Source organism: Nocardia mexicana NBRC 108244 (assembly GCF_001613165.1).
Classification (GTDB): Bacteria; Actinomycetota; Actinomycetes; order Mycobacteriales; family Mycobacteriaceae; genus Nocardia; species Nocardia mexicana.
The window spans coordinates 142,666-166,885 of sequence record NZ_BDBV01000035.1 but is presented as its reverse complement, the minus strand read 5'-3'; the positions used below and the strand labels follow the sequence as shown (position 1 = coordinate 166,885).

The window sequence follows — 24,220 nt, the reverse complement described above, 5'->3', positions numbered from 1 at the left end:
CCCACGTTCAACGACGCCAGGATCTCCGTCAGCGCGGCCCGCATATCCTCCGCCTCGATCCGCATCAGCAGCGACTCGTCGGCGGCCGACAGGTCGAGCGAATCGTCGTTGGCGAGCCGGAACTCGCGTTCCTCCTCCGCCGCCTCGATCACGTTGCGGACGAAGCGCCCGTTGCCCGCCAGGTCCACCCCGCGCCGCGGCGCACCGCTCTGGTCGGTGCTCTCCAGGTTGTACAGCTGCTCGCAGGCCCGCACCAGCAGCGCCTGCGCATCCTCGGACAGTTCCGAATCCCGGGCCCCGGCGATCAGCACCGCGATCCGGCCGAGCTCTTCGGGCTTGTACGAAGGGAATTGGAGACGCTTGGAGAAGCGGGAGGACAGGCCGTCGTTGGCCTGCAGCAGCCGGTCGATCTCGCCGTCGTACCCCGCGATGATCACCACGAGCCGGTCGCGGTCGTTCTCCATCCGCGCCAGCAGCGTATCGACCGCCTCACGACCGAACGCGTCACCACCCGACAGTCCCGTTTGGATCAGCGTGTAGGCCTCGTCGATGAACAACACGCCATCCATGGCGGTGTCGATCAGCTTCTCGGTCTTGATCGCGGTCGAGCCGAGGTGCTGGCCCACGAAATCACCGCGCTTGGCCTCGACCACCTTGTCGGTCCGCAGAATCCCGACACCGCAATAAATCTTGGCGACCACGCGGGCGATGGTGGTCTTACCCGTGCCGGGCGGGCCGGTGAACGCCAGATGCTGACCACGCGGCGCCGCCGACAGGCCCTTCTCGGCGCGGATCTTGGCCAGCTGCGCCGTCGACTGCAGCTTCGCGACCTGGTTCTTCACCGCGTCCAAACCGATCTGACGGTCCAGTTCGGCACGCGCGTCGGCGAGGATCGCCTTGGCCCGGTCCTCGACCTCGGCCTGCTGCATCCGCCGGATCGCCTCGCCGAACAACCCCAGCTGCGCACACGCCGTGCCGACCATCACATGAGCACCGGCCGCGAGGTACGGATCATCCCACTCCGCAGACCCTGCCAACACCGTCATCACATCCGGCCACCGCTGCGTGTTGTAGTGCAACACGGCGCGCACATACGCTGCGACGCGTCTGTCCATATCGCCCGCGGCAATTCTTTTGTCCCCCAGACGGTCCGGTTCCTCGAACCGCGATGTGCGATGGTCCTCGAGCTCGTCCAGTACGCGTTCGGCCACGTCGTACTCCCGCTCTCCGATCAGGTGCGTCGCCCACGCCAACCAGATCTCCGCATAACCCGACAGCGGATAAACGATGAACAGCCCCAACGGAAACCGGCCCGCCAACCGCCCCTGCGACAACCCTACCCAGCGCTGCTCCCTGTACAGCGTGCCCGCACTGGTCTTGTGCAGACTAAACAACACCTCCGTGACCTCCGCAGCAGTGGCCCGGCCCAGCCAGGCATCACACATCGTCGGATCCCACCCCGTCGCGCGCTGAAACGCCAACCTCGCATACTGCGGATCCGGCGCCGATTCCTGCCCCTCGATCGGCAGACCCAACGACAAGACCCCGGAATCGAATGCGCGCTGCGCCTGACGATTACTGCTCACGACGGTCGCACTCCGAAACCCTCGTTCATGATTGTGTTTCCATTCATCGGCCGACCACGGGTTGCCGCACGACAATTCAGGACCGAACACCGACGGCCGACCAGCCACTCCGGTCGGCCGTCGGCATGACCTCATCGAAACCGCTTGCGCGGACTCAGAATCCGGCGAACCCGTCGCCGACGCGGCCGTCCGCCTCCAGCGCCGCATTCTTGGCGCTCTCGACCTTTCCCGCCAGGGCATCCAGCTTCTGCCGGGTGTCCGCCAGCGCCTCGTTCATCTTGTCGCTGGCCTGCTGGAAGCTGGCCTGGGCCTGCTCACCACCCAGGTTGTCGTGGAACGACTTGGCGGCCGACTGCAGCGCGTCGATCTCGCCATTGATCTTGCTGCCGTTGGCCTTCAGCTCGTCGAACAGCCGGTCCATGGCCTTTTGGTCGTAAAGAATCTCGCTCATGTTCTCAATTCCTCTGTGGTCGAATGAAATAGGGGATCGTCACCGGATCAGACGGAGGTCTCGTCCATCTTCACCAGGGTCGACTTACCCGAGGTCACGGCTTGCGACAGCGCATCCAGCCGCTGGTTCAGCTGAGCCGACTCGTCGTTCCAGTCGTCCATCGTCTTCTTGAACGAGTCCTGCGCCTCCCCCTTCCAGCCCGCGCGGACCTCATCGCACGCGGCGTCGACGGCATTCACCGACTGGCGCAGGTTCTGGATCGACGTCTCCATATCGGAGACGACCTTGTCGATACCGGCGGTCTGGACGCCGACGGCATTTCCGCCATTACCGAACATAGACATTTCTCAAAGCCTTTCGTTACGGATGATCTTGATTTCTAGATCGGTTCGATCTGACCGGATTCACATTCACGATTGGGCTACGGCGTCGGGCACCTCCTTACGTCCGGCGGCCCGGTCACGCCGTCATCGCCTGCGGGCCACCGGGTTCGGGGCCCGGAACGATGTCGGCGCAGGTATGACATGGCCCGAACGGACCCGCCCAAATGGAATCTCTTATCCATACCGTCGCGACTTGTTCTTCCGAACCGCGCACGCGCACATACCAGTTCGGGTGCGCGAGCGCCTCGAGCACTCCGTCGACCCAGTCGTCCATCCGGCGCCACAGGTCCTCCCACGCCACGCCGACGCTGCTCCATCTCGTAAACCATGGCATCCTGGTCGCTCTCGAACGACAGCGGCTGCGGTAGCGAGCCGACGCGATATCGTTCACGCGACCGTGGTGGATCGTTCCAAGACGACTATGGCTGGTTGATTATGAGAATTTCATGAATGCTTAATCCACGCTGGGACATTCCGTCCGGACTCCTGGCCCGAAGTTGGCGCGGTGGACACTGTTCTCGACGCGTGCAACAGGAGTCGTAGGGACCGCTTCGCGATCCGCGCGGAATAATTTTTCGATCATTTGATACCAATCGAGACCTTGCGACGGTTGGGCAGTGCGTAGAAATGGCCTAATGTCTGCCCGGTGCGTGTTCTGGTGCTGGAGGACGACCAACGGCTGCGCCGTGAGGTCGTGGAGGGGCTGAAGGCGGCCGGTTTCGCTGTAGACCTGGCATCCGATGTCGCCGAGGCCGACTTCAAGGTCGCCGTCAATCGGTACGACTGCCTGGTTGTCGACCGTGGGTTGCCCGACGGGGACGGCTTGGATCTGATCGCCGGCGCTCGTGCCGCCGGACAAACCGTGCCCGCGCTGATCCTGACCGCCCGCGATGGGCTGGCCGACCGTATCGAGGGGTTCGAGAATGGGGCCGACGACTATTTGGCCAAGCCGTTCGCCTTGCCCGAGTTGGTCCTGCGCGTACGCGCGTTGTGCCGGCGGCAGGATCAGCCCACGGCTTCGCGAATCACGGTGGGCGACATAGAGCTGGACCGGATGCGCCGTCGGGTACAGCGCGGCGGGATCCTGTTGTCCCTGACACCGAGGGAATTCGCCGTACTGGAGCTGATGGCGGCACGGCACGGCGGCGTGGTCTCACGCAGCGAACTCATCGAGTGTTGCTGGGACGAAATGGCCGAACCCGCCTCCAATGTCGTGGACGCGGTGGTAGCCAAGCTGCGTCGAAAGCTCGGAGCGCCGGCGGTGATCGAGACCGTGCGCGGTGCCGGATTCGTGCTTGCCGCGACCGGCGCGGGGTCGGCCCGGGCATGAGTTCCATCGATCGTCCCGCGCTCGCGCGGCTGCGCAGCACACGGTGGATGCTGACGGCGCTGGTCACCGCGATCACGGCGGTGTGCATGACTGTGCTCGGCGTGGTTGCGGCAACGCTGGATGCCCAGTCGCGGTCACAGGGTGTCGACCGCGATCTGGACCGGGTGGCCGGCGGCTTGGCGCGCGCCGTGCAGCTCACCGACGAAAATCACACCATCGATGTCGCCACCATCGTCGACGATTCGCTGGCCAATCAGCAGGCCGCTGTCGCCGTCCTCACTCGCAGTGGGGCGAGCGGGCCCTGGCGGCAGGCACACACCTACCTTCGGACGCAACTGCCGTCGGACGCCGACCTCGAACTGCTTGCCTCCGATACCGTGGACCGGTCGGAGTGGCAGATTTATGCCACCCGTATGCACAGCGAGACGGGTCTGTCCGGCGCCGCGGTCCGAGTCGCTGCGACGCCGGTGTTCTGGGCCGACAACGACCTTGTCGCGGTGGTAATGGCGGGTGCCCCACCGATGACAGGAACCGGTGAACACCGGATGCTGGTGGCGGGGCTCGTACTCGGTGGGCTGCTCATCGTCGCAGCCGCCGCAGCGACAGGACATCTGCTGGCGGGACGCAGCATTCGCGCCGCCGCACGGGTACTCGACGAGCATGAGCAGTTCCTCGCCGATGCGGCGCACGAGCTGCGCACCCCGCTGACGACTATGCGCCTGATAACTGAATCCCACCCGCGGTCGCCCGGCGATGTCGATCGTATGCTCGACGAGACGCGTGGACTGGCCGATCGGATGGCCCGGCTCGTCACCGGCCTGCTCACGCGGGCGCGCATGCAGGCGGGCATTGCCGACCCGGAGCGCACCCCGCTCCGCCTCGACCAGCTCGCCGAGGCCGTCACCGACGAGCTCGGCGACGCCCGCCTCACGATCGACGCACGACCCTCGGTGGTGGTCGGCGATCCCGAACTGCTGAGTCTCGCTGTCCGCAATCTCCTCGAAAACGCAATCATGCACGGCGCGGTGAACAGGCTGGTCCCCGTGGAAGTGTTCGTGGCCGAGGGGCGGATCAACGTCCGCGACCATGGCCCCGGCATCGATCCGACCATGTCGGCCAACCCCTTCGAGCGCGGGGTCGCCGGGCGCGGTGGTCGGCATGGAGTCGGCCTGTCGCTGGTGGGCTGGGTGGCGCGCATGCACGGCGGCAACGCGTCAATAGAACCTGCCACAGGCGGCGGCACCCTCGCCACGCTGTGGCTGCCGCCCGCCGAACTCCCCACCCCCGCGGTCACGAGAGGACCGGCGGTCACGAAATCATCATAGTCGCCCTGTTGTAATGCGTTGTGGTGGAACGTGATCCACCACAACAAAGGGAGACTGCAGATGTCGAACCGGATCGCGGCCGCCTTCGCCGCTCTCACAATCGGCACACTGTTCGGTAGCGGAGCCCAGGCGCTGGCCGACGACATCCGCTACGGCGTATACGACAACCGGGGCGCCTGCGAAGCCGCCGGCGCCGACACGCCCGCGCACCCGGGCTGGACCCGCTACGAATGCCGACCAGCTCCCTCGAGCAGCTGGGAACTGTACCTCGTCAACTGACGGAAGCCGGACTCGTCGAAGATTCCGGGGCAACCGAATTCCCACACATGTTTCCATGCGTAACACGATGTCCCCAACACCATTATCCACGATGCACCCCGGCCCGGTCGCCGCAATCGGCGACCGGGCCGAGCGAGAGAGGCTGCGTGAGGTAGCTGCTACACCCACTCACTCGCCACCCCTGTGCGTGCCGACTATAGTGTCAGCCCACATCCTTGAAATACACCGTCATGCCATCGCGACGATCGACCAAACCCCGATAGCGCCAGTTGGCAAATCCACCATCCCCGTTGTTGGTGAACTGCCCGCCCTCGATCAGGTAAAGACCATAGGTAATGCCGTCGTAATCGAAACTCGTGTAGCCCGCTACGTCGAGCTTCGAATCGTCATGCGGCTGCTGCAAATTCATCGCAAGCACACCGAACTCCTCCCTCTCGTCGAAGTACGCCTGATTGACGGCGGCCTCGATCGCAGCTTCCCGATTATTCGCGGCCTTGATCGAACTCGCGATCGCTTGCCCGAGCGCACCCGGATCGACCGGCAACGGCTTGGCGGACGCAGCGGGTGCGGTGAACGCCGTCGCACCGATAGCCGTCGCGGCTAGAGCGGTCGCAGCGAACGTAGTGAGTTTCATTGCGGCAGTTGTCCTTCTACGAGTCGTTCCCGAACAGCCAGCAGACAATCACCCCGTCTATGACCGAATCGTGATCGGGCATGCCGATCACGATTGGGTCCGGCACGATCGCCACCGTGGTGAGGCTCGACCTGACGCGACTGGAGAATTCGGTCGAAACGGTCATGAAACCTTCACGATCGGGTTGGTGAAGTAGCCGTAGCGGTCGCCCGACCGCTACGAAGAAAGGAAGATCTGATGTTCAAGACCGTACTTGCCGCCAGCGCCCTGGCCCTCGGCGTCGTCGCCGGCGGCGCCGCGACCGCCAACGCCGAAGAGCTGGTCGTTCAAGGGCAGTACAACACGATCGGCGAGTGCACCGGCGCGGGCGACTTCGGCGAGGTCACCGTCGACGGAAACCCGGTCAAGCTGTCCGACGGCTGGTCCTACCGGTGCGACCCGGTCGGCGACAAGTTCCAGATGACCCTCGTCCGCTGATATATCGCAGGAGCCACGCACCGAGTGCGCGGCTCCTGACCAACGTCAGCCGTCGCAGCGCTGGGTGTACGCGATGGTTCGCGGGCGCGCCGCCCGGACATCATCTACCCAAAGGAGTACACGATGATGTGGCTGATGCTTTTGATGGATCTACCCAGGTACATATTGTCCGGCAGCACGGAATCTCCGTTCGGACCACCTGGGCTGTAATGGAGTTTGACCACTTTCCAAAACTGCCGGAAATTACCACAAGAAGTCAGGAGCACTGTGCACCGGAAGAAATCGGGTATCATTCTCGGCGGGGCCGCGGTAATCGCTGCACTCGCCACCGCACAACCTGCCGTAGCGAACGCCCAGGGCGTGGCGGATACCATCACAGTTCAAGTCAAGGTCCCTCTGAGCGACAACTCTGACGCCCCTGACTCGTCCAAACCGGACGAGGGCTCCCGCGTACGCGAAGGGGGCATCCAGTACCCGCAGCCCGATCCTGGCAATGCGGATGACGACAGAGATAACGGGAACCATTTCCCCTGAGGTCAACACGCTCTGAGCCCACTGACCGGTCGCGTCCATCCCAGCGGCCGGTTACGGTTCGAAGTTCCGCTCTTCTCGCGAGGCCTCGACCACCAGGAACGGCAGCACATCTGGTGGTCGAGGCCCTCGACATAGGTTGAGGGGCCTATCCATCCGGGTTCCATCGCCACCCGCAGTGGCCGGTGTGCCGAGTGCGATGGTCGCGGGAATCGGGTTCTGGGTCTGTGTCCTCGTCAGCAGAAGGGCGGCGACTGCACTGCATGAGCTCACCCGTCCGGAGATCGATGTCCTGCTTGGCGCAACGACCGCATTGGCGCTGTTCGTGCAGGCAATCGTGACGTTTTCGCTGTCCAGACGACCGTAGTGTCGATGGCTCCGGTCATGGTCTGGTACTGCTTCGCTCTCTGTAAGGCACGCCGGCAGGTTCGCGGCGCAGCGCAGTCCGGGACGGTGCGGATACTGTGCTGTCGTTGTTGCTGGGTGGGGCCCGCTCGCCCAGAGTTCTCGAGCGGACGTTGAAAATCGACGGCCCCGCCGATGGCGGGGCCGTCGCTGTTAGCGTGTTGTCCGATTACGGTGCATCGGAACGGTTCTGAGCTTCTTTCGACAAGGCCATTTCTGCGGTTCAGTCCACTTTTACCCTGTCGGATGCCGACGCGATTGAACTCGTGGGGCGAGCATGTCGCGAGAGCGATCCTCGACGCATTCGAACTCCTCCGCAGCCTGACGAATCTGATTCGCGTTGTCATTGAGGAGTGAGATCCGGCCGTCGATCGCTTCGATCATATTGTCTCGGCCACTCTCATACCCCTGCTCACCCTTGGCAAACTTCTCGCCGATCTTGTCATCTCCCCAAACCTGTCCCCTGCTCTGGATCGCGTCTTGCAACTTGTCCACTGTTCGCCGACACCGTTCGGCGATGTCCTCGAACTCCGCTGCCGCCTCGCGCAATTTCGCCGGGTCCAATTCGATGCGGTCTACCATGATTGACGCCCTTTATCGTTCTCAGAGTTGGTGAAACATCGGCGATACCAGCCAAACTCGGCTGCTACGTGACAGCCTCAGCGGGCGTTGGCCGCACCAGAAGACTTCGCGGACAGCAGGGTCCGCATGCCGTCCAGGACCGCCGGATCCTCGATCGTCGCGGGGAGCGGCTCCTCCCGGCCGTCCGCGATGGCGCGCATAGCTTTTCGCAGGATTTTCCCGGAACGAGTCTTGGGCAACGCGGGCACGATGTCGACATCGCGGAATGCGGCGATCGGTCCGACGCGGTCACGCACCGCCTGCACCAGTTCGACACTCAGCTGCGCGGCCGAGATGTTCTCGCCCGATTTCAACACGACGAGAGCCCGTGGAAGCTGGCCCTTGAGCTGGTCTCGGACGCCTATGACGGCGCATTCAGCGATCGCGGGGTGATCGGCGACGACCGCCTCCATCACGCCGGTCGACAGGCGGTGGCCCGCTACGTTGATGACGTCATCGGTACGGCCCAGGAAGAACAGGTAGCCGTCCTCGTCCAGGTAGCCACTGTCGCCGGTCAGGTAGTAGCCCTCATGCGCCGACAGATAGGAGTCGATGTAACGCTGGTCCGAACCCCACAGTGTGGTGAGCGTTCCCGGCGGCAACGGTAACTTCATGCACACCGCACCTTCAGTGCCCCGAGGGACCTCCTGTCCGTCTTCTCCCAGAATCCGGATGTCGTAGCCGGGCACCGGCACAGTCGCGGATCCGGGTTTGGCCGGAAGCAGTTCGATCCCGGCCGGATTCGCCGCAGCGGGCCAGCCGGTCTCGGTCTGCCACCAGTGGTCGATGATCGGGGTGCGAAGAACCGCGTGGGCCCAGTGGTAGGTATCGGGGTCCAGGCGCTCCCCGGCGAGGAAAAGGTAGCGCAGTGACGAAATATCGTGATCGCGAAGGCATTTCGCCTCCGGATCCTCCTTCTTGATGGCGCGGAACGCGGTGGGAGCGGCGAACAGAGTCTTGACCTTGTGCTCGGCGACGACCCGCCAGAACGCACCGGGATCCGGGGTCCCGACGGGCTTACCCTCGTAGAGCACGGCGGTCGCCCCGGCGAGCAGCGGGCCGTACACGATGTAGGAGTGGCCGACGACCCAGCCGACATCGGAGGCAGCCCAGAAGACATCGCCCGGCTCGATACCGTAGATGTGACGCATACTCCACAGCAGCGCGACGGCGTGGCCGCCGTTGTCACGGACCACGCCTTTGGGTTTTCCGGTGGTGCCGGAGGTGTAGAGCACATACAGCGGATCGGTCGCCGCGACCGGCACGCAGTCGGCGGGCTCGGCGGCGGCTGTCGCCGCATGCCAGTCGACATCCCGTCCGTCGACGAGATCGGCCTCCAACTGCGGGCGCTGCAGGACGATGCACCGGTCCGGTTGGTGGACAGCCAGTTTCAGCGCCTCGTCGAGTAGCGGCTGGTAGGCGATCACGCGGTTCGGCTCGATTCCACAGGACGCGGAGACGATCACCTTCGGTGTCGCATCGTCGATCCGCACCGCCAACTCCGCGGCTGCGAACCCGCCGAAAACGACCGAGTGCACTGCGCCCAGCCGCGCACAGGCAAGCATCGCGACCGCCGCCTCGGGCACCATCGGCATATAGATCACCACCCGGTCGCCCACGCCCACACCGAATCCCCGCAGCGCACCGGCAAACCGGGCCACCCGCTCGAGCAGTTCACCGTAGCTGAGTGTTTCTCGCACGCCGGTGACAGGACTGTCGTAGATCAGCGCCGCCTGATCCGAACGCCCCTGTGCCACATGCCGATCCAGGGCGTTGTCACAGGTATTCATCCGCCCGTCGACGAACCACCGGTGCAGCGGCGCTCGACTCGAGTCCAGTACCACCGTGGGCGCATGGTCCCACGTCACGGCGCTAGCATGGGCCGCCCAGAACTCCTCCGGATCGTTCATGCTGCGGTTGAAATGCTCGATGTAGACGCTCATGCTTCCTACTGTCTTCGGCCGGAATAATTCTGTGATCAGTCACCGCTCAACCGGTCACCGGTCGATATTCGGAGGCAGCATGTTCCACTGCGCTGGTACACCAGAAGGAGACCGGTGACTCGGTACGAACGCCTACTGAAATGGATGTGTGGACGTCAGGGAAGGACCTGAGGGACCACGTCCGGATTGAAGTGTCCGATCAGGGCACCGATCAGCCCGCCGATGACAGGTCCACCGAAGCCCGTGGCCGAGCCGACGGCGCTCCCGATTCCGGCACCGAGCACGGTGCCGTTGAGGACCGGATCGGGAAACTGGGCGTTGGGATTGGTTGCGATGTCGTCAGATTGCAGGGGGACACCGGCGACGGGCGCTGCCTGATCGGCATACGGTGATGACTCGGCGGAGGCTGGACCCGCGTAAATCGCCGCCGCGACCAGCGGCATAGAAATAACCGTCAGCGATTTTACGAGTGTGTTTCGTACCATGTTCGTATCCTTTCGACCCCTCGGCCGTGCCGAGGTACTTGTTTCGGTGGTCCGGCGCGGACTCCGGCCGAAGCGAGTCGGCCCTGTGCAGTCGCACCATGAAGTCATTGAACAGATCGGTTCGTGATCAATTCATGACGTTGTGGGCGCCTGCTCGGCAGAGCGCCGCCAGCCGAGGACGGTGAGTCCCGCAGCGATCACGGCGATGCCGGCGGAAAACGCGAAGGCGGTCCCGAAGCCGTGAGCCAGCGCGTCGGTGGGTCCGGCCGATGGCATGCTCGCCAGCCGATCCGAGGTCGCCCGGGCCGCCACCGACGCGAGCACCGCCACCCCGAGCGTCCCACCCACCTGCTGGGCCGCGCCGAGCACACCGGAGAGAACGCCCGACACCTCCGGCGTTACCTGCTCCACCGCCGCGAGAGTGATCCCGACCGTGGCGAAACTCACCGCGAAACCCAGCAAGACCAGTGCGGGGAGAAGCGTGAGATAGCCACTGCGGACATGAGTGGCCAGCCAGATCGAGGTGATCAAGTAGAGCCCGGAACCCATCGCCATCAGGGGGCGCGGGCCGATCCGCAGTACCAGTTTCTTGGCCACGCCCGCGGCCAACAGCATCGAAACCCCGCAGGGCGCGAACGCCAATCCTGTTTCCAACGCGTCGAATCCGCTGACGTCCTGCATCATCCGGGTACCGAAGAACAGGATCGGATACAAGCAGCCGTAGGCTGCGACCATCGTGCCGATCGCCGACAGCCGGGCTCGATCGCGCAATAGGCCCAGCGGCAGGATAGGTTGTCGGCCGTTCCACTCGACTGCCACGAAAAACACTGTCAGCCCCGCAGATCCGACCAACAACATCAGCGTCGTCGGATCTGTCCAGCCGTCCGTGCCCGCCCTGATCGCGCCGTATACCAAGCACACCAACGCCGCAGTACCGGTAATCGCACCGGGTACATCCAAACCGCGCGCCACCGACTTGGGGACCACCGGCAGCACTATCGGTGTCAGCACCAGCAGCAGCATCCCGATCGGCACATTCACGAACAGAACCCAACGCCAGGAACCGAATTCGGTGAACACGCCGCCGAGCAGTTCCCCGCCGATCGCGCCGAGTCCGGCCATCGCCGCGTACACCGTCATCGCCCGCTGCCGCCGCGGCCCGGCCTCGAACAGCACGGTCACCAGCGACAGTGCCGCCGGAGATGCGAACGCCGCGCCCATGCCCTGCAACACGCGCCCAGACAGCAACACACCGGGCGTCGCCGCCGCCCCGCCCAGCAACGATCCGGCGGTGAATACCGCGATCCCGAGCGCGAACATGCGCCGCCGGCCGACCAGGTCGGCCATGCGACCACCGAGCAGCAGCAACGCACCGAAGGCAAGGGTGTAGGCGTCGACCACCCAGGCCAGCTCGGAGTTGGAAAATTCCAGGTCGTGTTGGATCGAGGGGATCGCGATATTCACGATCGCGACATCCAGCACCACCATGAACTGGGCAAGGCAGATCACCGGCAACGCCCACCGCCCCACTCGGTACTGCGGCCGGGCAAGCAGGGCTTGGAACGGATCGTGGATCGCCGGCCGGTTCGGCCGGATGGGGGCGCTGCCGAAATGTCGCACTGTCGGAATGTTTCTCATCGATGTCCTGTTGTTGATTTCTTGACCGCGGGGCCGATGACCTTCCCTCGGGGAAGCGGTACGCCCACTCGCCTGCCGACGGCCTTCGGACGGATGGCGGTTGGGACTCTGTGGGATTCGGTGGACGCCGCAGGACCGCTCCGTACGTCGAGCCGTTGCGATTCCATCCGGTGCACGATGCCCCCGGGCGCCGGTTCCCCGCGGACATCCCCTTCGATCAGGAGCCCGGCCGCCACCGCGGTGAGGCAAATCATCGCCAGCGGCGAGCCTGCGAGCACGGCCCAGGATCTCGACGGCACGGCTCGACCGACGGGGTGACTCCAGAAGCAGTCACGGTATGCCGGTGTCGTCATGATTGCGCGGCGGATGTAGGCCGCTGCCGTCGGTAGAATTCCGCGGCGCGACGCCGGCGGACTTTTCCACTCGTCGTCACCGGCACAGCGCCACGCGCAACGAAATGAATATCGTCCAATACCAGATCGTGTCGCGCAGCGACGGCGGCGCGCACAGCCTGCGCGGCCATGTCGTGGCCGTCGACAAGTTCAGCCACCAAGACGATCGACCCCGTATCGGCGAACACCGCGCAGGCATGCGGCCGGATCCGCGGATACGCCTTGGCCGCTGTCCGCTCGATATCCGCAGCACGATATTCGCGGCCGTCCACGACGAGGAGGTCGGCGGTTCTGCCGAGCACGAACAGCTCTCCATCCAGCAGACAGCCGAGGTCGCCGGTCCACTGATACCGCACGCCATCGATATCGAACCCGGTCTCCTCCTCGCCCCAGTACTCCATCACCACACTCGCACCGGCGATCGCGATCTCCCCGACCCGTCCGTCCGGCAGCACCAACCGCCGGTCCTCGCGCGAGACGATCGCGACCGGCAAGTCCGCACCGGGACGTCCGCTGCCGACCACGGTCACCGCATCCTCACGAGTTGTCGACCGTAATATTCCGTGGGACAAGGAATCTCGATCAGCCCGCAGCGTCACCACGGGGGTGCCCGGTGGCGTGATGCAAACATGCAGCACCGCCTCGCCCAGTCCATACCCGGTATTGAGCACGATCGGGTCCAGCCCGCTCACGGCGAAGCCGTCGGTGAACGCCCGCATCCGCTCCGGATCCAGCTCATCTGCGGCGGTCCGCGCGATTCGCAGTCGGTCCAGCCGCAACGCCGCCCGCTGCTCCGGCGGCACCCGCCGCAACAGCATGTCGTAGGCGAACCCCGGCAATGCCACAATCGTTGCTGCTTGCGTGGACACCTCGCGCAGCCAGCGTGCGGGATCGGCGACGAAATCCTGCGGCTGCATCAGCACAGCCCGGCTGTCGTCGAAGATCGGCTGCAGAATCTGACTCACCAGCCCCAGATCGTGAAACAGCGGCAACCAGCCCACGATCCGGTCATCCGAGGTAAGTGCGTGGTCCGCGCTCGACAAACGCAGATTGGCCAGCGCGTTGGCGTGCCGGACGACGATCCCCCGGGGCTTTCCGGTCGTTCCGCTGCTGTACTGCAGGTAGGCGATATCGTGGGCCGTGATCTCCACCGGCGCGAACTCGGCCCAGCCGAGCAGCGCATCCGCCGCGACTACCTGCATCCCGGACGCCGGCATCAACGCTGCCCACTCGGCCGTGGTGACCAGCAATTCCGGCGTACAGTCAGCGACGATATCGGCGAACCGTTCGGCCATCGCGCCGGGCAGCGGCGGCGGGCACGGCACTGCCACGATGCCCGCATACAGGCACCCGAAGAAGGCAGCCACGAAATCGTCGCCGGTCGGCATCACCAACAGCGCCCGGGAACCCCGCGGTGCGCGTTCTCCCAGTCCAGCCGCAATGGACCGGGCCCGACGATCCAGCTCGGCGTAGGACGGCGCAGCAACCGCCGCGTCGATGAACTCCAACGGCCGCCCCGCTGGGCTGAGCAACGTTCGCGCCGCCAGCATCTCCGGCAATGTTTCGACATCCAACATTCGACCAGCACAACAGCACACAATCAGTGACCGATCAGAACGCAGTAACACCGCGATCAGGACAAATCGCGCGATTGCCATAGGATGGCCGGATGGTGGGAGAGGAATTCCGGTTTACCGTCCTGGGACCGGTGACGGGGTGGCGTGGCAGCGAACGGTTGGAAATCGGCACACCGCAGCGGCAAGCAGTGCTCGCGGCGCTGTTGCTGCACCGAAATCGAACGCTGTCGCTCGGCGAACTGATCAACGCGGTGTGGGGGGCATCCGCTCCTCCACGAGCCTCGGGCGCAGTCCGCAACTACGCAGCCGATCTGCGAGCCATGCTGGAACCGGACCGCACCGCCCGTACCCCCGCCCGGCTGCTGGTCTCCGTCGGTAGTGGCTACGCACTGCGTATTCCCGATGCGACGGTGGACTGGGACTCGGCGCAAGCTCAGATCACGGAGGCTCAACGCGCCAAGGAATCCGGTGATCTGAATGCTGCGCGCGCTCTCTTGAGTGATGCGGCGGCGCTATGGGTCGGCGAACCTCTGTCCGGAGTGCCTGGACCGTTCGCCGCACAGCAACGCGCCAAGCTGGCCGAACAGCATCTCGCAGTCCTCAGCGCACGCATCGATATAGACCTGGCGCTGGGGAGACACGATGAGCTGGTGAGTGAACTCATCGGGCTCACCGCAGAACATCCTCTGGCCGAAGGTACGCACGGACAACTGATGACCGCGCTGTACCGGTCGGGCCGGCAAGCGGAGGCGCTACGGGTATTCACCGACATCCGGCGCAGGCTCATCGATGAACTCGGGGTCGAGCCCGGTTCCGAACTGGCCGAGCTACACCAGCAGCTCCTGCGTGGTGAACTCACTACGCCACAGCGCCCGTCCGGCGTGCTCGCCCCTACGCCGGTCCGCAACCCGCAACCCGCCCAATTGCCCTCCGATCTCTCGGACTTCACCGGTCGTGCCGATACCGTCGACCAGCTGACCACTCGACTGCGAAACCAGGACTCACCCGCGGTCCCGGTATCGGTGATCACCGGAATGGGCGGCATCGGCAAGACGACCCTCGCCTTGCATGTCGCGCACCTGATCCGCGACAGCTTTCCCGACGGCCAGCTGTACGCGAATTTGCGTGGCATGGATGCCCATCCCGCCGACCCCGACGTCGTACTAGGCGGCTTCCTCCGCGCCCTCGGCTACGCCGACGGCGAATTGCCCGCATCCCTCGACGACCGCTCTGCCCTGTTCCGGACCGCCGCCGCCGGAAAACGGCTGCTGATGGTCCTGGATAACGCGGCCGACGCCGACCAGATCCGGCCACTTCTGCCGGGAGGCGCGGGCAACGCCGTGCTGATCACCAGCCGATCCAGCCTCACCGGCCTCCCCGGGGCCGTCACCACCAGCCTCGATACCTATTCGCCGACAGAATCCCTCGACCTGCTGACCCGCATCGTCGGCGAACCCAGAGTCCGAGCCGACCCCGACGCTGCGCGCCTGATCATCGAGGCATGCGGACAACTGCCACTCGCAGTTCGGATCATCGCCGCGCGACTGGCCGCAAGGCCGCAGTGGTCCCTCGCTTCGGTCGTTCGGCGAGTAGCCGATGAACGGCACCGCATCGGCGAACTCGAAACCGGCGACATCGCGGTGGAGGCCACTTTTCATCTCGGGTACCGACAACTCAACACCGAGCAAGCCAGGGCATTCCGCCTCGCTGCCGCCGTCGAATCCCCGGACTTGCCCGCCCCCGCGATCGCGTGCCTGCTCCGCCACTCCGATGCACAAGCCGAACGATTATGCGAGGAGCTGGTGGATCTGAATCTGCTGCTCTCGCCGGCACCGGGCCGCTACCGCTATCACGATCTGGTGCGGCTGTTCGCACGCTCCCTGCCGGGAAGTGACCACCCAGCCGCTTTGGCCACACTGCTCGACTTCTACCTGGCGTCAGCGAAAAACCTTGTCACACTGTGGAACCCGAGGACCCGGCTGCCCGAGTACGTGACCGCCACCACCGCACGCGGACAGATGTTCGATGACGAGTCCGACGCGCACAAATGGCTCGCCACCGAACGCGGCACCCTCGCCGCGCTGTATCGGCAGGTAGCCGCCGCCGATACAGTCGAACTCCTCCCGGTCGCTGCCGACCTGTGCTGGACTCTGGCCGAGACCCTGTTCATCTCCGACGGCAATTTAGACTTGGTCCAACCTCTGCATGACCTGCTCGATCGCGCAATCCGGATCGGCGACAGCGGATCCGAGGCCCGCATCCGCATCGGCCTGCACACATCCCAGGTAATGGAACGCGGTCGCTACGACGAAGAATCCCGCACAAGCATGGAACGGGCCTCGGCCTTGGCCTCCAGGACCGGAAACGCCCGGTTGTACGCGACAGCCGAGATGTCCCTCGCCGGAGTAGTCATGATCGCGCAGCCGACGGCCGCAGTCCCGCACTGGACCGCAGCGGCCGAGATCTTCCAGAGACTCGACGATGACTGGGGCATGGGGATGTCCTACGGATTCGCGGGGTGGACCTGCGCCGAAGCCGCCATGTTGGACGACGCGCAGTCCGCGAGCGAGCAGGCTCTGACCAGTGCGAGAACCACCGGGCACCGCTTCATCGAGGCATTCGCCCTCCACACGCTGTCCCGCATTGCCTGGCGGCGGCAGATGTTCCCGGAGGCAGTAAGATTCGGCGCGGACGCGGTAGCACTGGCGCACCGCACCCGACATCGGGTCCTGCAGGGATGGACACTCATTCGGCTCTCCGAGGCGCAACTGGCCGTCGGCGACACTCTGGCTGCCGTCGATACCGCCACAGAATCCGTACGCGCCCTGATCGACTCGGCAGACCCAGTTCGACGGATCGGCGCGCTCATGGCCCAGAGCCAGGCACTGGCCGCAGCAGGACGCGACGCCGAAGCCCGAACGGCGATGCACAATGCGAACGAACTCATCGCACAACTCAAACCGGCCGAGTCTGCGGGGAATGCCGAAACGCTGCCCGACGTCAAACTTCCCAGCGATAGCCGTACCCCCGGACCGTGTTGATCAGTCCAGGCCGGTTCAGTTTGGCACGTAACGTCGACACATGAACATCCAATGATCGCGACAGCGCCAGAAACGCATCGCCCCAGATCCGATCCCTCAACTGTTGACGGCTCACGGCCGATCCCGGCTTCTCCACCAAGATCTCGACCACCCGAAATTCGCTGGGAGTCAAAGCCACCGGCTCGCCTCCGACCCGCACCTCACGGGCGGCCAGGTCAACGCAAACATCACGCGTGACGACCATGACCGGTGCCAGCACCGTGGGCGACACCCTGCGACGGCTGATGTTCTCGAGTCGAGCTATCAACACGCCCACGGGCGCAGGCTTCACAAGATAATCGTCGGCACCGAGCCGCAGTGCTCGCACGACCGTTCGCTCATCGTTGTTCACTGTGAGAACGACGACCGGCGCGGAGCTGACCATCCGGAACCGACGCAGAGCATGCTCCCCGTCCATGTCGGGCAGGTTCAGGTCAAGGATCACCACGTCGTAGTCACGGTGTGAGGTCAGCAGTTCCGCACCGCTGCCAACTGGCGCAGCCTCATGTCCACATGCATTGAGAACGGCGACCAACGCATCAGCCACCGGCTTGTCGGCGTCCACTACGCCCAGCCTCACGAGAGCCCCGAGCTATTCGATAGCGCACCAATTCTTCCCCGCGAAACTGGTTTGCCCCCAACATTACTGAAAGATGAGCGACACCGATTTCCGGAAATGAATCCCGGGTACTGCAGTGACATCACCATCGGCTCCTCTGATCCTCGACGCAAGCAAACAGATGTCTGCCATTCAGTAGCGTGTCGCCCTCCAGTGGTGACCCAACCGAGTCAACAGCGAGCCGATAAGGCATCGATCACCAACAAATCACTCCATTTCGGCTGAGGCAGTCGATGCCGGACCGAACGCGGGGTTCGATTCCCCGTGGCAGCGGGCCGAGGGTGGCGAAGGGGCGGGCGTCGGGCTCCATCAACACGCCCACCCCTTCGGCCGCATACGTCCGGGGCATTGAGGGGAATGCTTCGGACGAGACCGGGATCGGCCCGGAGCCTGCGGTGCCGAACGGGGGCAGCCGATCGACGATAGAATCCGGGTCCGGGTGACCGCGGCGATCCGATCTGAGTGCCACTATCACGGGTCGACCGTGAGAATTTCGTGAATACCCCGCTCCCTGGAGCGCCAGGTTCGGTCAGTTCACCAAGTACAGTTCCAGCTGCTAGCTGGGACCGGTCGGCATTCATAGCGGGCCCATCTCGGGTGCGTGGGGGTGTCCACCCAGCCGCCTCACAGGCACCGCGGTCGTCGTACACGCCGTAACGGACGTGATCGGCCAGTGCCCGCGCACCGCTGCCGACCAGCGCGCCGACTGCCAGGGCGACGAGGACGGCCGCCATTCGGAGAGACATCACAAGGTCCTTTCTTGTGGTGGAATACCCTCCATCACAACGCATTCCAGCAAGGCGCCGGCATCACCGGATCGATGCCTTGGCCAACGCCACGGACGCTGATGCGAGTACCGCGCACCCGCCGCCGTGTCCGACTGGCGATCCGCTGGGTTGTCTCGGGGCTGCGAACGATGATCGGGGCGATGTCGGCGAACGGGACGGCGAACAGATCGTGCAGGCGCGACGCGCATCGAATCGCCGGGTCTGCCCGCTAATTCGACGCGCCGGGATGTGCTCTCACGAGAGAGGTCTTAGTTCGGCGGTGATCAGGGAGTCGACGAGGGCGTTCATGTCGTCGACCAGTGCGGCCGCGCCGCCGTTGTGTGCCAGGTTGTGCAGTTCGAGCGGGTCGTTGTCGCGGTCGTAGAGTTCGTATTCGAATGCGGTGCGCGGTCCGTCGATCGCCTCGGGGGTGCTGTAGCGGGCGAAGCTGTAGCGGGGTGTGAGGGCGCCGCGCAGGCAGTAATTGATGCCGGGGGTCTGGCCTGCGCTGGATTTGGCGTCGGAGGTGAGGAGCAGGGCGTCGCGGACGGTGCCTGCGGGGTGGGTGAGCAGCGGGCTCAGGTCGTGGCCGGGCAGCGGTCCGGGCGTGGCGCCCGCGAGGGCAGCCAGGGTCGGGGCGATGTCGATGTGGCTGGTCAGGGCCGTGACGGTGCGGCCGTGGCTGCCGGGGTTGCGGGGATCGGCGATGATGAGCGGGACGCGGTTGTTCTCGCGGTAGATCATCGCGCCCTTCTGCCGCAGGCCGTGTGCGCCGCCGAGTTCGCCGTGATCGGCGACCTTGATCACGACGGTGTTGTGCGCGGCGCCGCCGCGATCGAGGGCGTCGAGGACGCTCCCGGTCAGTTCGTCGGTGCGGCGCAGCAATTCGAGATACCAGTTGCCCCACTGCCGCCATTGCTGTTGTGCGAGTGGTGAAGTGACCTCGCCGGGCATATGCCCGCCGATTATCTCGTTCGTGGTGCGCCACGCGGTCTGCACGCGGGGCTTGGTGGACAGGTCGGATTCGAAATTCGGGGGGACGTCGGCGCCGTGGTCGGGAACGTCCTCGAGGCGGTAGAAGCGCGGGCAGTACATCATGTCGTGCGGGTTGACCATGCTGACCACGCACAGCCACGGTTGCGTGCCGGTGGCGTTGCGGGCCAGCCAGTCGGTGGCGTGGGCGACGACACCGGGATCCTCCTGCGATCCCTCGTTGGGGCCGCCGCCGGACAGAATGTCGTAGGCTTCGTCGAATCCGTAGCCCGCCAACGCGTTCGATTCCGGGCGCACCGGATCGGACAGGTGCCACTTGCCGATGTAGGCGGTGCGGTAGCCGGAGTGCCGCAGCATGGCGCCGAGAGTGGGGATGGCGGTGTCGAGGTTGGGGCTCGAGGTGTGCAGGCTCGCGAGGAGCTGCCCCATGAGGTCGTTACCGCTGACATTGTCGGTCATCCCGCTCACCGGCGCCTGCAGTCCGGTGAAGAATGCCGAGCGGGCCGGGGTGCACGGCGCGGTCGGTGTGTGATGCATGGCGAAACGCACCCCGCCCGCCTCGAGCCTGGCCCGCGTGGGCAACGAGAACCCTTCGGGGACAACGACATCGGCGCGTTCCTGATCGGTCATGATAACCAAGATGTTGGGCCGCTCCCCCACCGCGGCCGCCGCGGGAGCGGACCGCAGTGCGCCGAGGGCCGGGACGACCACCGGGGCCGCGGCCATCATCGACAGTATCTGCCGACGATTCGGCTCCGGGGCGTGATCAGAGGTCGATCGATGAGGTGATGGGGACATCGGAGGGCGCCTTCGGTCTAGTGTGGCGAGCCCGGCGGTGCCGCCCTCGGGCGGCGGCGCACTCGGCCCGGATGCGTGTGCTGGCGGCGGGTGTCACCGGGGCCGCCCGCCGATGCTCATCGGATTTCTGTGGCGTCGGGTCGCCCGGTCGACGATTGTGCGGTGGCCGAATCGGGGCGGCGGATGACGCCGTGCAGGGTGCTGGCGAACACCGGGGCGATGGCGGCCTGGTCGACGCGGTCGGGGTCGGTGCCGTGTTCGAGCGCGAGCCCGAGCCGCAGCGACTGCAGCGTCAGCGCCAGCTGTTCGGCGGGCACGGTCAGCTCGACACCGAGCTCGGTACAGGCCGCGGTCAATGTGGCGGCCAACTCCGCGCGCAGCGCCCGGCGAACGTCGGCGTAGACGGCGCGGACCTCGGGATCGCGGGCGGCCTGCTGAGCGATCTCGGTGAGCAGCCGAGTCCAGGTGCCCTGCTCCACGATTCCGCGGGCGAGCACCTCGGCGATATCGTCGAGTGCCATGTCGGGCCGGTTCTGGGCCCGGACCTCGACGGCACTCACCGCCATCTGGGTACGGGCGCGCTGGTCGATCAGTTCGGCGAGCAGGGCATGCTTACTCGCGAAATTGGAATACACAGCGCCCTTGGTGAATCCGGCGGCATAGGCGACCTCGTCCAGCCGGGCCGCCTGATAGCCACGTTCGGCGAAGACCTCCGCCGCCGCGTCGAGCAACCGGCGCCGCACCTCGTCGCGTGGGACGCGGCGAACCGGCCCGCTCACGAGATCGACCTGCCTGCCAGTCGACCGAGGGGCGCGGGACCCCTGCCGCAGGTCGGCGAAATGTCCTCCGTTCGAGTCTGCAGGAATTCAGCCATAACAGGCACAATACCGATGGGTACTGAAAACCGCAAAGTATCCAATACCAGTGGGTACTGAACGTGTGAGGATGTACTCGACTACCTGCGCCGGGTCGCCCGAGGCATAGACCGGGCCGAAAGGTGTAGCGGGCACAGCATTTTCGTCGGGATGGTTAGGCTGTCGGGTGTGAACGATTCCCGGCGCACCGATTCGAACACGCAGGGTCTGGCCATCGATCGTCCGACCCCTGCCCGTATGTACGACTACTTCCTGGGCGGTAAGGACCACTACGACGTCGATCGGGAGGCCGCCGAACAGGTCAAGGCCGCGCTGCCGAATACTCGTGAAATCGTCTGGGAGAACAGGTTTTTCCTGCAGCGTGCCGTCCGGTACCTGGCCGAGGCGGGAATCGACCAGTTCGTCGACCTGGGCACCGGTCTGCCCACCAAGGGCAATGTGCACGAGATCGCCCAGGCGATCACGCCGCACGCCCGCGTGGTCTACGTCGACAACGACCCGATCGTGCTCAGCCACGGGCGCGCGCTGCTGGCCACCAACCCGAACACCACGGTCATCACCGCCGACATCCGCGAGCCCGACAGCATCCTCGAGCACCCCGACCTCCGGGCGCTGATCGACTTCAGCCGCCCGTGCGCCGTCCTGTTCGTCGCGATCATGCACTTCATTCCCGACGACGCCGACCCGTACGGTGCCGTCGCGGCGTTCCGCGACGTCCTGGCTCCCGGCAGCTACCTGGCGCTATCGCATCTGACGTCCGATATCGTTCCCGCGGACCAGGTCCGGCGCGTGGTCGAGGTGTACGAGGCGGCGACGTCCCCGATCGTGTTCCGCACCGGACCGCAGATCGAGCGCATGTTCGACGGGTTCGACGTGGTGGCTCCCGGCCTGGTTCACCCCTGGCAGTGGCAGCCCTGGCTGAAATCTCCGTACGAGACCGAAGAGATGCGCACCGACTGGCTGTGGGCCGCGGTCGGAAGCAACACTCCTAGCCTAGGGGTTGGCTGACGTCGAGTAGGGCCGTCCAGAACTCCTGTTGGACCGCGTCCCACAGGTCCTGATGCTGTGGCAACACCTCGCGGGCATCGGCGAGATCCAGCGAGCCCGCGTCTCCGGCGAAGACGATCATTCCCCGTTGCGCCAGTGGCAGCAGCTTGTCGGGCCACTGGACCGCCGGGCTCGAGTCGCCGAGCAGCAATACGCGCCGAATCCACGGGCGCCTGCGCGTCAGTGACCAGTCCGCGGTCTTCTTCCCGTCCGCGGTTGTCGTCGTACGCAGTCCTTCTCGCTTCATTCGGCTTCCCTCGCGGCTAGTGATTCCCGGTGCGGGGGGACACTGCACCCCCGCACCGGGACGACTCGAACTCCCGCATACCGCTCGGCCGCAAGGGCTGGACCCCTGTCGGCCGGCTCCGCGAGACGAACCGCGCACCGAACGAAATCGGCATCCCCCCAACACCATTCGCCGGCGGTGCGAAGGCGGACCGCAGCTATAGCGTCCGAAGCGCCTGCCGCATCGCGGCCGTGGACCGGTAAGGAGACACACGGGGCAGGCACCGTGTCGACCGCTCGTCCAACGCGGACCCTCATCCCGTCCTCCTGTCGCAGAACAGCACTCGGCTGCCCACGCTGCACGCCACACCAGACGTTTCCGGTTGACGACAGTGTTCCAAACTCCGGGCGCAGATGCAACGGCAGGTGCATCAGCACCTGCGAATAGACATGCATCTGCACGTGCGTCTGCATGTACAGTGGGACTGCGAGTCTCGTTCATCGATAGGAACAGTGGAGAGTGTCATGTCCGATCCCACCGTCGAGCCCCCGTTAGAGCCGAGCGAAATCGCCTGGAGGAAAAGCTCGTACAGCGGGCCGAACGGCAATTGTGTTGAACTGACCCGGTTCTCCGGCGACCGCATCGGGGTGCGCAACTCCCGAGACCCCCAGGGCTCCGTACTGACCTGCACGCGCGCGGAGTTCGCGGCCCTGGTGCGCGACATCAAGAGCGGTCGCTTCGACGGCCTCATGCTGTAAAGTAATGCGGCGGTGCATCCACAAAGGAGCCGCAGATTCTTATGACACGGGAGTCGACTCGATGACAGCCAGGGCCGATCGCGACAGTAGTGCGGCAACGGCCCAGGCCTCCGCCGACCGCGGCCCGACCGTCCTGCGGATCGCGCTCGGCGGCCAGTTACGGAAGCTGCGCGAGGAACGCGAGGTCAGCCGCCAGACCGCGGGCGAGGCACTGCGCGCATCCGAAACCAAGATCACCCGACTCGAGTTGGGGCAGACCGGGTTCAAGGAACGCGATCTGAGCGATCTGCTCACGCTGTACGGGGTGAACGACGCCGACGAGCGCGACCGCTTGCTGACCCTGGCCCGTCAAGCCAACCGGCCGGGCTGGTGGCACCGCTACAGCGACCTGCTCCCCTCCTGGTTCGAAACCTATGTCGGTCTCGAACAGGCCGCCCTCGGCATCCGCATCTACGAAACCCACTACATTCCAGGCCTTTTCCAGACCGCCGACTACGCCCGCTATATCTTCGGTCTCGACTCCCGCGCGGACGCCCAGCGCCTGGTCGATATGCGGATGCGGCGCCAGCGCATACTCACCCGCACGCCGACCCCGCCCACCGTGTGGGCCGTCATCGATGAGCACGTACTGCGCAGGCAGCCTCCCGACCGACAGGTGGCCCGCGACCAACTCCGTCATCTGCTCGACCTGGCCCAGCGGCCCAACATCACCGTGCAGGTGCTCCCGGAAGCCGCCGGCCCCACCCCCGCAGAGGGTGGCTCCTTCAGCATGCTGCGCTTCCCGGAAGAAGAATTACCCGACGTCGTCTACCTCGAACAACTCACGGGCGCACTCTATCTCGACAAAAACGCCGACCTGCAACGCTACCGGAAACTGATGGACACCCTGTGCGCAGGCTTCGCCCTGTCCCCCGAACAAACCCCGATAATCCTGCACGACCTCCTCGACGGACTCACCTGACGCAAAGGGCCGGAGAAGCAGATCACGCTCTGTGGGACA

The 24,220-nt window shown here is 65.3% G+C and carries 23 protein-coding genes; 8 read left to right on the top strand and 15 right to left on the bottom strand.

The genetic code is table 11. From position 1 onward, the window contains the following. The 4 genes from NM1_RS14855 to NM1_RS42235 all read right to left on the bottom strand — a co-directional run. Positions 1-1,586, bottom strand: a 1,586-nt coding sequence (locus NM1_RS14855) for an AAA family ATPase (RefSeq protein ID WP_084519640.1), incomplete at its 3' end; no start/stop codon positions are given. Positions 1,587-1,740: 154 nt separating this feature from the next. Further along, positions 1,741-2,037, bottom strand: coding sequence for a WXG100 family type VII secretion target (locus NM1_RS14850; protein ID WP_068019780.1), 297 nt, complete (start codon positions 2,035-2,037; stop codon positions 1,741-1,743). A 47-nt stretch (positions 2,038-2,084) separates the two neighbouring features. After that, entirely contained in the window at positions 2,085-2,381 is a 297-nt protein-coding gene (locus NM1_RS14845) for a WXG100 family type VII secretion target (protein ID WP_068019777.1), read from the bottom strand. 115 nt (positions 2,382-2,496) lie between these two features. Further along, on the bottom strand, positions 2,497-2,721 hold the full coding sequence (locus tag NM1_RS42235) for a hypothetical protein (protein WP_147289079.1): 225 nt from the start codon (positions 2,719-2,721) through the stop codon (positions 2,497-2,499). Positions 2,722-3,066: 345 nt separating this feature from the next. On the opposite strand from NM1_RS42235, the gene NM1_RS14840 reads away from it, so the two are divergent. The 3 genes from NM1_RS14840 to NM1_RS14830 are packed head-to-tail and all read left to right on the top strand — an operon-like array spanning position 3,067 to position 5,354. After that, on the top strand, positions 3,067-3,750 hold the full coding sequence (locus NM1_RS14840) for a response regulator transcription factor (RefSeq protein WP_068019775.1): 684 nt from the start codon (positions 3,067-3,069) through the stop codon (positions 3,748-3,750). Then, a complete protein-coding gene (locus NM1_RS14835; protein WP_068019774.1) occupies positions 3,747-5,075 on the top strand; it encodes a sensor histidine kinase in 1,329 nt (442 codons plus the stop codon). The genes NM1_RS14840 and NM1_RS14835 overlap by 4 nt, the downstream gene beginning before the upstream one ends. A 60-nt stretch (positions 5,076-5,135) precedes the next feature. Beyond that, positions 5,136-5,354 (top strand): hypothetical protein, encoded by a 219-nt coding sequence (locus NM1_RS14830; protein ID WP_068019772.1) that lies wholly within the window; start codon positions 5,136-5,138, stop codon positions 5,352-5,354. A 202-nt stretch (positions 5,355-5,556) separates the two neighbouring features. Here the strand turns inward: NM1_RS14830 and NM1_RS14825 are convergent, their stop codons facing one another. After that, the gene (locus NM1_RS14825) at positions 5,557-5,988 is read right to left on the bottom strand and encodes a hypothetical protein (RefSeq protein ID WP_068019770.1); all 432 of its coding nucleotides are present in this window, start codon (positions 5,986-5,988) and stop codon (positions 5,557-5,559) included. A gap of 16 nt (positions 5,989-6,004) precedes the next feature. Further along, positions 6,005-6,154 (bottom strand): hypothetical protein, encoded by a 150-nt coding sequence (locus NM1_RS42230; RefSeq protein ID WP_157123916.1) that lies wholly within the window; start codon positions 6,152-6,154, stop codon positions 6,005-6,007. 71 nt (positions 6,155-6,225) lie between these two features. Between NM1_RS42230 and NM1_RS14820 the strand changes: the two genes are divergently transcribed. Further along, positions 6,226-6,465 carry a hypothetical protein gene (locus NM1_RS14820; RefSeq protein ID WP_068019768.1) on the top strand — a complete coding sequence of 80 codons (240 nt, stop codon included), beginning with the start codon at positions 6,226-6,228 and terminating at the stop codon, positions 6,463-6,465. A 1,170-nt stretch (positions 6,466-7,635) separates the two neighbouring features. Here the strand turns inward: NM1_RS14820 and NM1_RS14810 are convergent. The 5 genes from NM1_RS14810 to NM1_RS14790 form a co-directional block, all read right to left on the bottom strand. Continuing rightward, complete coding sequence (locus NM1_RS14810; protein ID WP_068019764.1) at positions 7,636-7,983, bottom strand: WXG100 family type VII secretion target; 348 nt, start codon at positions 7,981-7,983, stop codon at positions 7,636-7,638. Between the two features lie 77 nt (positions 7,984-8,060). Then, positions 8,061-9,965 carry a propionyl-CoA synthetase gene (locus tag NM1_RS14805; RefSeq protein ID WP_068019762.1) on the bottom strand — a complete coding sequence of 635 codons (1,905 nt, stop codon included), beginning with the start codon at positions 9,963-9,965 and terminating at the stop codon, positions 8,061-8,063. 155 nt (positions 9,966-10,120) lie between these two features. Next, positions 10,121-10,450: a glycine zipper domain-containing protein gene (locus tag NM1_RS14800; protein ID WP_147289078.1), complete on the bottom strand. Its 330-nt coding sequence runs from the start codon at positions 10,448-10,450 to the stop codon at positions 10,121-10,123. A 132-nt stretch (positions 10,451-10,582) separates the two neighbouring features. Beyond that, positions 10,583-12,088: an MFS transporter gene (locus NM1_RS14795; RefSeq protein WP_084519631.1), complete on the bottom strand. Its 1,506-nt coding sequence runs from the start codon at positions 12,086-12,088 to the stop codon at positions 10,583-10,585. A 349-nt stretch (positions 12,089-12,437) separates the two neighbouring features. After that, positions 12,438-14,057: an AMP-binding protein gene (locus tag NM1_RS14790; RefSeq protein ID WP_068019755.1), complete on the bottom strand. Its 1,620-nt coding sequence runs from the start codon at positions 14,055-14,057 to the stop codon at positions 12,438-12,440. Positions 14,058-14,149: 92 nt separating this feature from the next. Here NM1_RS14790 and NM1_RS14785 point away from each other — a divergent pair, with 92 nt between their 5' ends. Beyond that, positions 14,150-17,098 (top strand): AfsR/SARP family transcriptional regulator, encoded by a 2,949-nt coding sequence (locus NM1_RS14785; RefSeq protein WP_084519629.1) that lies wholly within the window; start codon positions 14,150-14,152, stop codon positions 17,096-17,098. On the opposite strand, the gene NM1_RS41080 is transcribed toward NM1_RS14785, so the two are convergent. The 3 genes from NM1_RS41080 to NM1_RS14770 all read right to left on the bottom strand — a co-directional run bounded on the left by NM1_RS41080 (position 17,058) and on the right by NM1_RS14770 (position 21,093). Then, complete coding sequence (locus NM1_RS41080) at positions 17,058-17,717, bottom strand: response regulator transcription factor (RefSeq protein WP_084519628.1); 660 nt, start codon at positions 17,715-17,717, stop codon at positions 17,058-17,060. The two genes, NM1_RS14785 and NM1_RS41080, sit on opposite strands and share 41 nt — an antisense overlap. Before the next feature lie 1,061 nt (positions 17,718-18,778). Continuing rightward, positions 18,779-20,242: a sulfatase family protein gene (locus NM1_RS14775; RefSeq protein ID WP_068019747.1), complete on the bottom strand. Its 1,464-nt coding sequence runs from the start codon at positions 20,240-20,242 to the stop codon at positions 18,779-18,781. Between the two features lie 188 nt (positions 20,243-20,430). Further along, positions 20,431-21,093: a TetR/AcrR family transcriptional regulator gene (locus NM1_RS14770; RefSeq protein ID WP_068019745.1), complete on the bottom strand. Its 663-nt coding sequence runs from the start codon at positions 21,091-21,093 to the stop codon at positions 20,431-20,433. A gap of 264 nt (positions 21,094-21,357) precedes the next feature. Between NM1_RS14770 and NM1_RS14765 the strand changes: the two genes are divergently transcribed. Then, on the top strand, positions 21,358-22,197 hold the full coding sequence (locus NM1_RS14765) for an SAM-dependent methyltransferase (protein ID WP_211339490.1): 840 nt from the start codon (positions 21,358-21,360) through the stop codon (positions 22,195-22,197). Here the strand turns inward: NM1_RS14765 and NM1_RS14760 are convergent. Continuing rightward, positions 22,178-22,483 (bottom strand): hypothetical protein, encoded by a 306-nt coding sequence (locus NM1_RS14760; protein ID WP_147289077.1) that lies wholly within the window; start codon positions 22,481-22,483, stop codon positions 22,178-22,180. The genes NM1_RS14765 and NM1_RS14760 overlap by 20 nt on opposite strands. Before the next feature lie 503 nt (positions 22,484-22,986). Here NM1_RS14760 and NM1_RS14755 point away from each other — a divergent pair. Together NM1_RS14755 and NM1_RS14750 are read left to right on the top strand one after the other, a co-directional pair. Then, positions 22,987-23,220 carry a DUF397 domain-containing protein gene (locus tag NM1_RS14755; RefSeq protein WP_084519625.1) on the top strand — a complete coding sequence of 78 codons (234 nt, stop codon included), beginning with the start codon at positions 22,987-22,989 and terminating at the stop codon, positions 23,218-23,220. Between the two features lie 61 nt (positions 23,221-23,281). After that, complete coding sequence (locus NM1_RS14750; protein ID WP_068019741.1) at positions 23,282-24,181, top strand: Sco1979 family transcriptional regulator; 900 nt, start codon at positions 23,282-23,284, stop codon at positions 24,179-24,181. The last annotated feature ends 39 nt before the right edge of the window (positions 24,182-24,220 follow it).

Coding starts and splice junctions, on each gene's coding strand:
- NM1_RS14850 (WP_068019780.1), bottom strand. CDS start 2,037: ATGAGCGAGATTCTTTACGACCAAAAGGCCATGGACCGGCTGTTCGAC.
- NM1_RS14845 (WP_068019777.1), bottom strand. CDS start 2,381: ATGTCTATGTTCGGTAATGGCGGAAATGCCGTCGGCGTCCAGACCGCC.
- NM1_RS14835 (WP_068019774.1), top strand. CDS start 3,747: ATGAGTTCCATCGATCGTCCCGCGCTCGCGCGGCTGCGCAGCACACGG.
- NM1_RS14830 (WP_068019772.1), top strand. CDS start 5,136: ATGTCGAACCGGATCGCGGCCGCCTTCGCCGCTCTCACAATCGGCACA.
- NM1_RS14825 (WP_068019770.1), bottom strand. CDS start 5,988: ATGAAACTCACTACGTTCGCTGCGACCGCTCTAGCCGCGACGGCTATC.
- NM1_RS42230 (WP_157123916.1), bottom strand. CDS start 6,154: ATGACCGTTTCGACCGAATTCTCCAGTCGCGTCAGGTCGAGCCTCACC.
- NM1_RS14820 (WP_068019768.1), top strand. CDS start 6,226: ATGTTCAAGACCGTACTTGCCGCCAGCGCCCTGGCCCTCGGCGTCGTC.
- NM1_RS14810 (WP_068019764.1), bottom strand. CDS start 7,983: ATGGTAGACCGCATCGAATTGGACCCGGCGAAATTGCGCGAGGCGGCA.
- NM1_RS14805 (WP_068019762.1), bottom strand. CDS start 9,965: ATGAGCGTCTACATCGAGCATTTCAACCGCAGCATGAACGATCCGGAG.
- NM1_RS14800 (WP_147289078.1), bottom strand. CDS start 10,450: ATGGTACGAAACACACTCGTAAAATCGCTGACGGTTATTTCTATGCCG.
- NM1_RS14795 (WP_084519631.1), bottom strand. CDS start 12,088: ATGAGAAACATTCCGACAGTGCGACATTTCGGCAGCGCCCCCATCCGG.
- NM1_RS14790 (WP_068019755.1), bottom strand. CDS start 14,057: ATGTTGGATGTCGAAACATTGCCGGAGATGCTGGCGGCGCGAACGTTG.
- NM1_RS14785 (WP_084519629.1), top strand. CDS start 14,150: ATGGTGGGAGAGGAATTCCGGTTTACCGTCCTGGGACCGGTGACGGGG.
- NM1_RS14775 (WP_068019747.1), bottom strand. CDS start 20,242: ATGGCCGCGGCCCCGGTGGTCGTCCCGGCCCTCGGCGCACTGCGGTCC.
- NM1_RS14760 (WP_147289077.1), bottom strand. CDS start 22,483: ATGAAGCGAGAAGGACTGCGTACGACGACAACCGCGGACGGGAAGAAG.
- NM1_RS14755 (WP_084519625.1), top strand. CDS start 22,987: ATGTCCGATCCCACCGTCGAGCCCCCGTTAGAGCCGAGCGAAATCGCC.
- NM1_RS14750 (WP_068019741.1), top strand. CDS start 23,282: ATGACAGCCAGGGCCGATCGCGACAGTAGTGCGGCAACGGCCCAGGCC.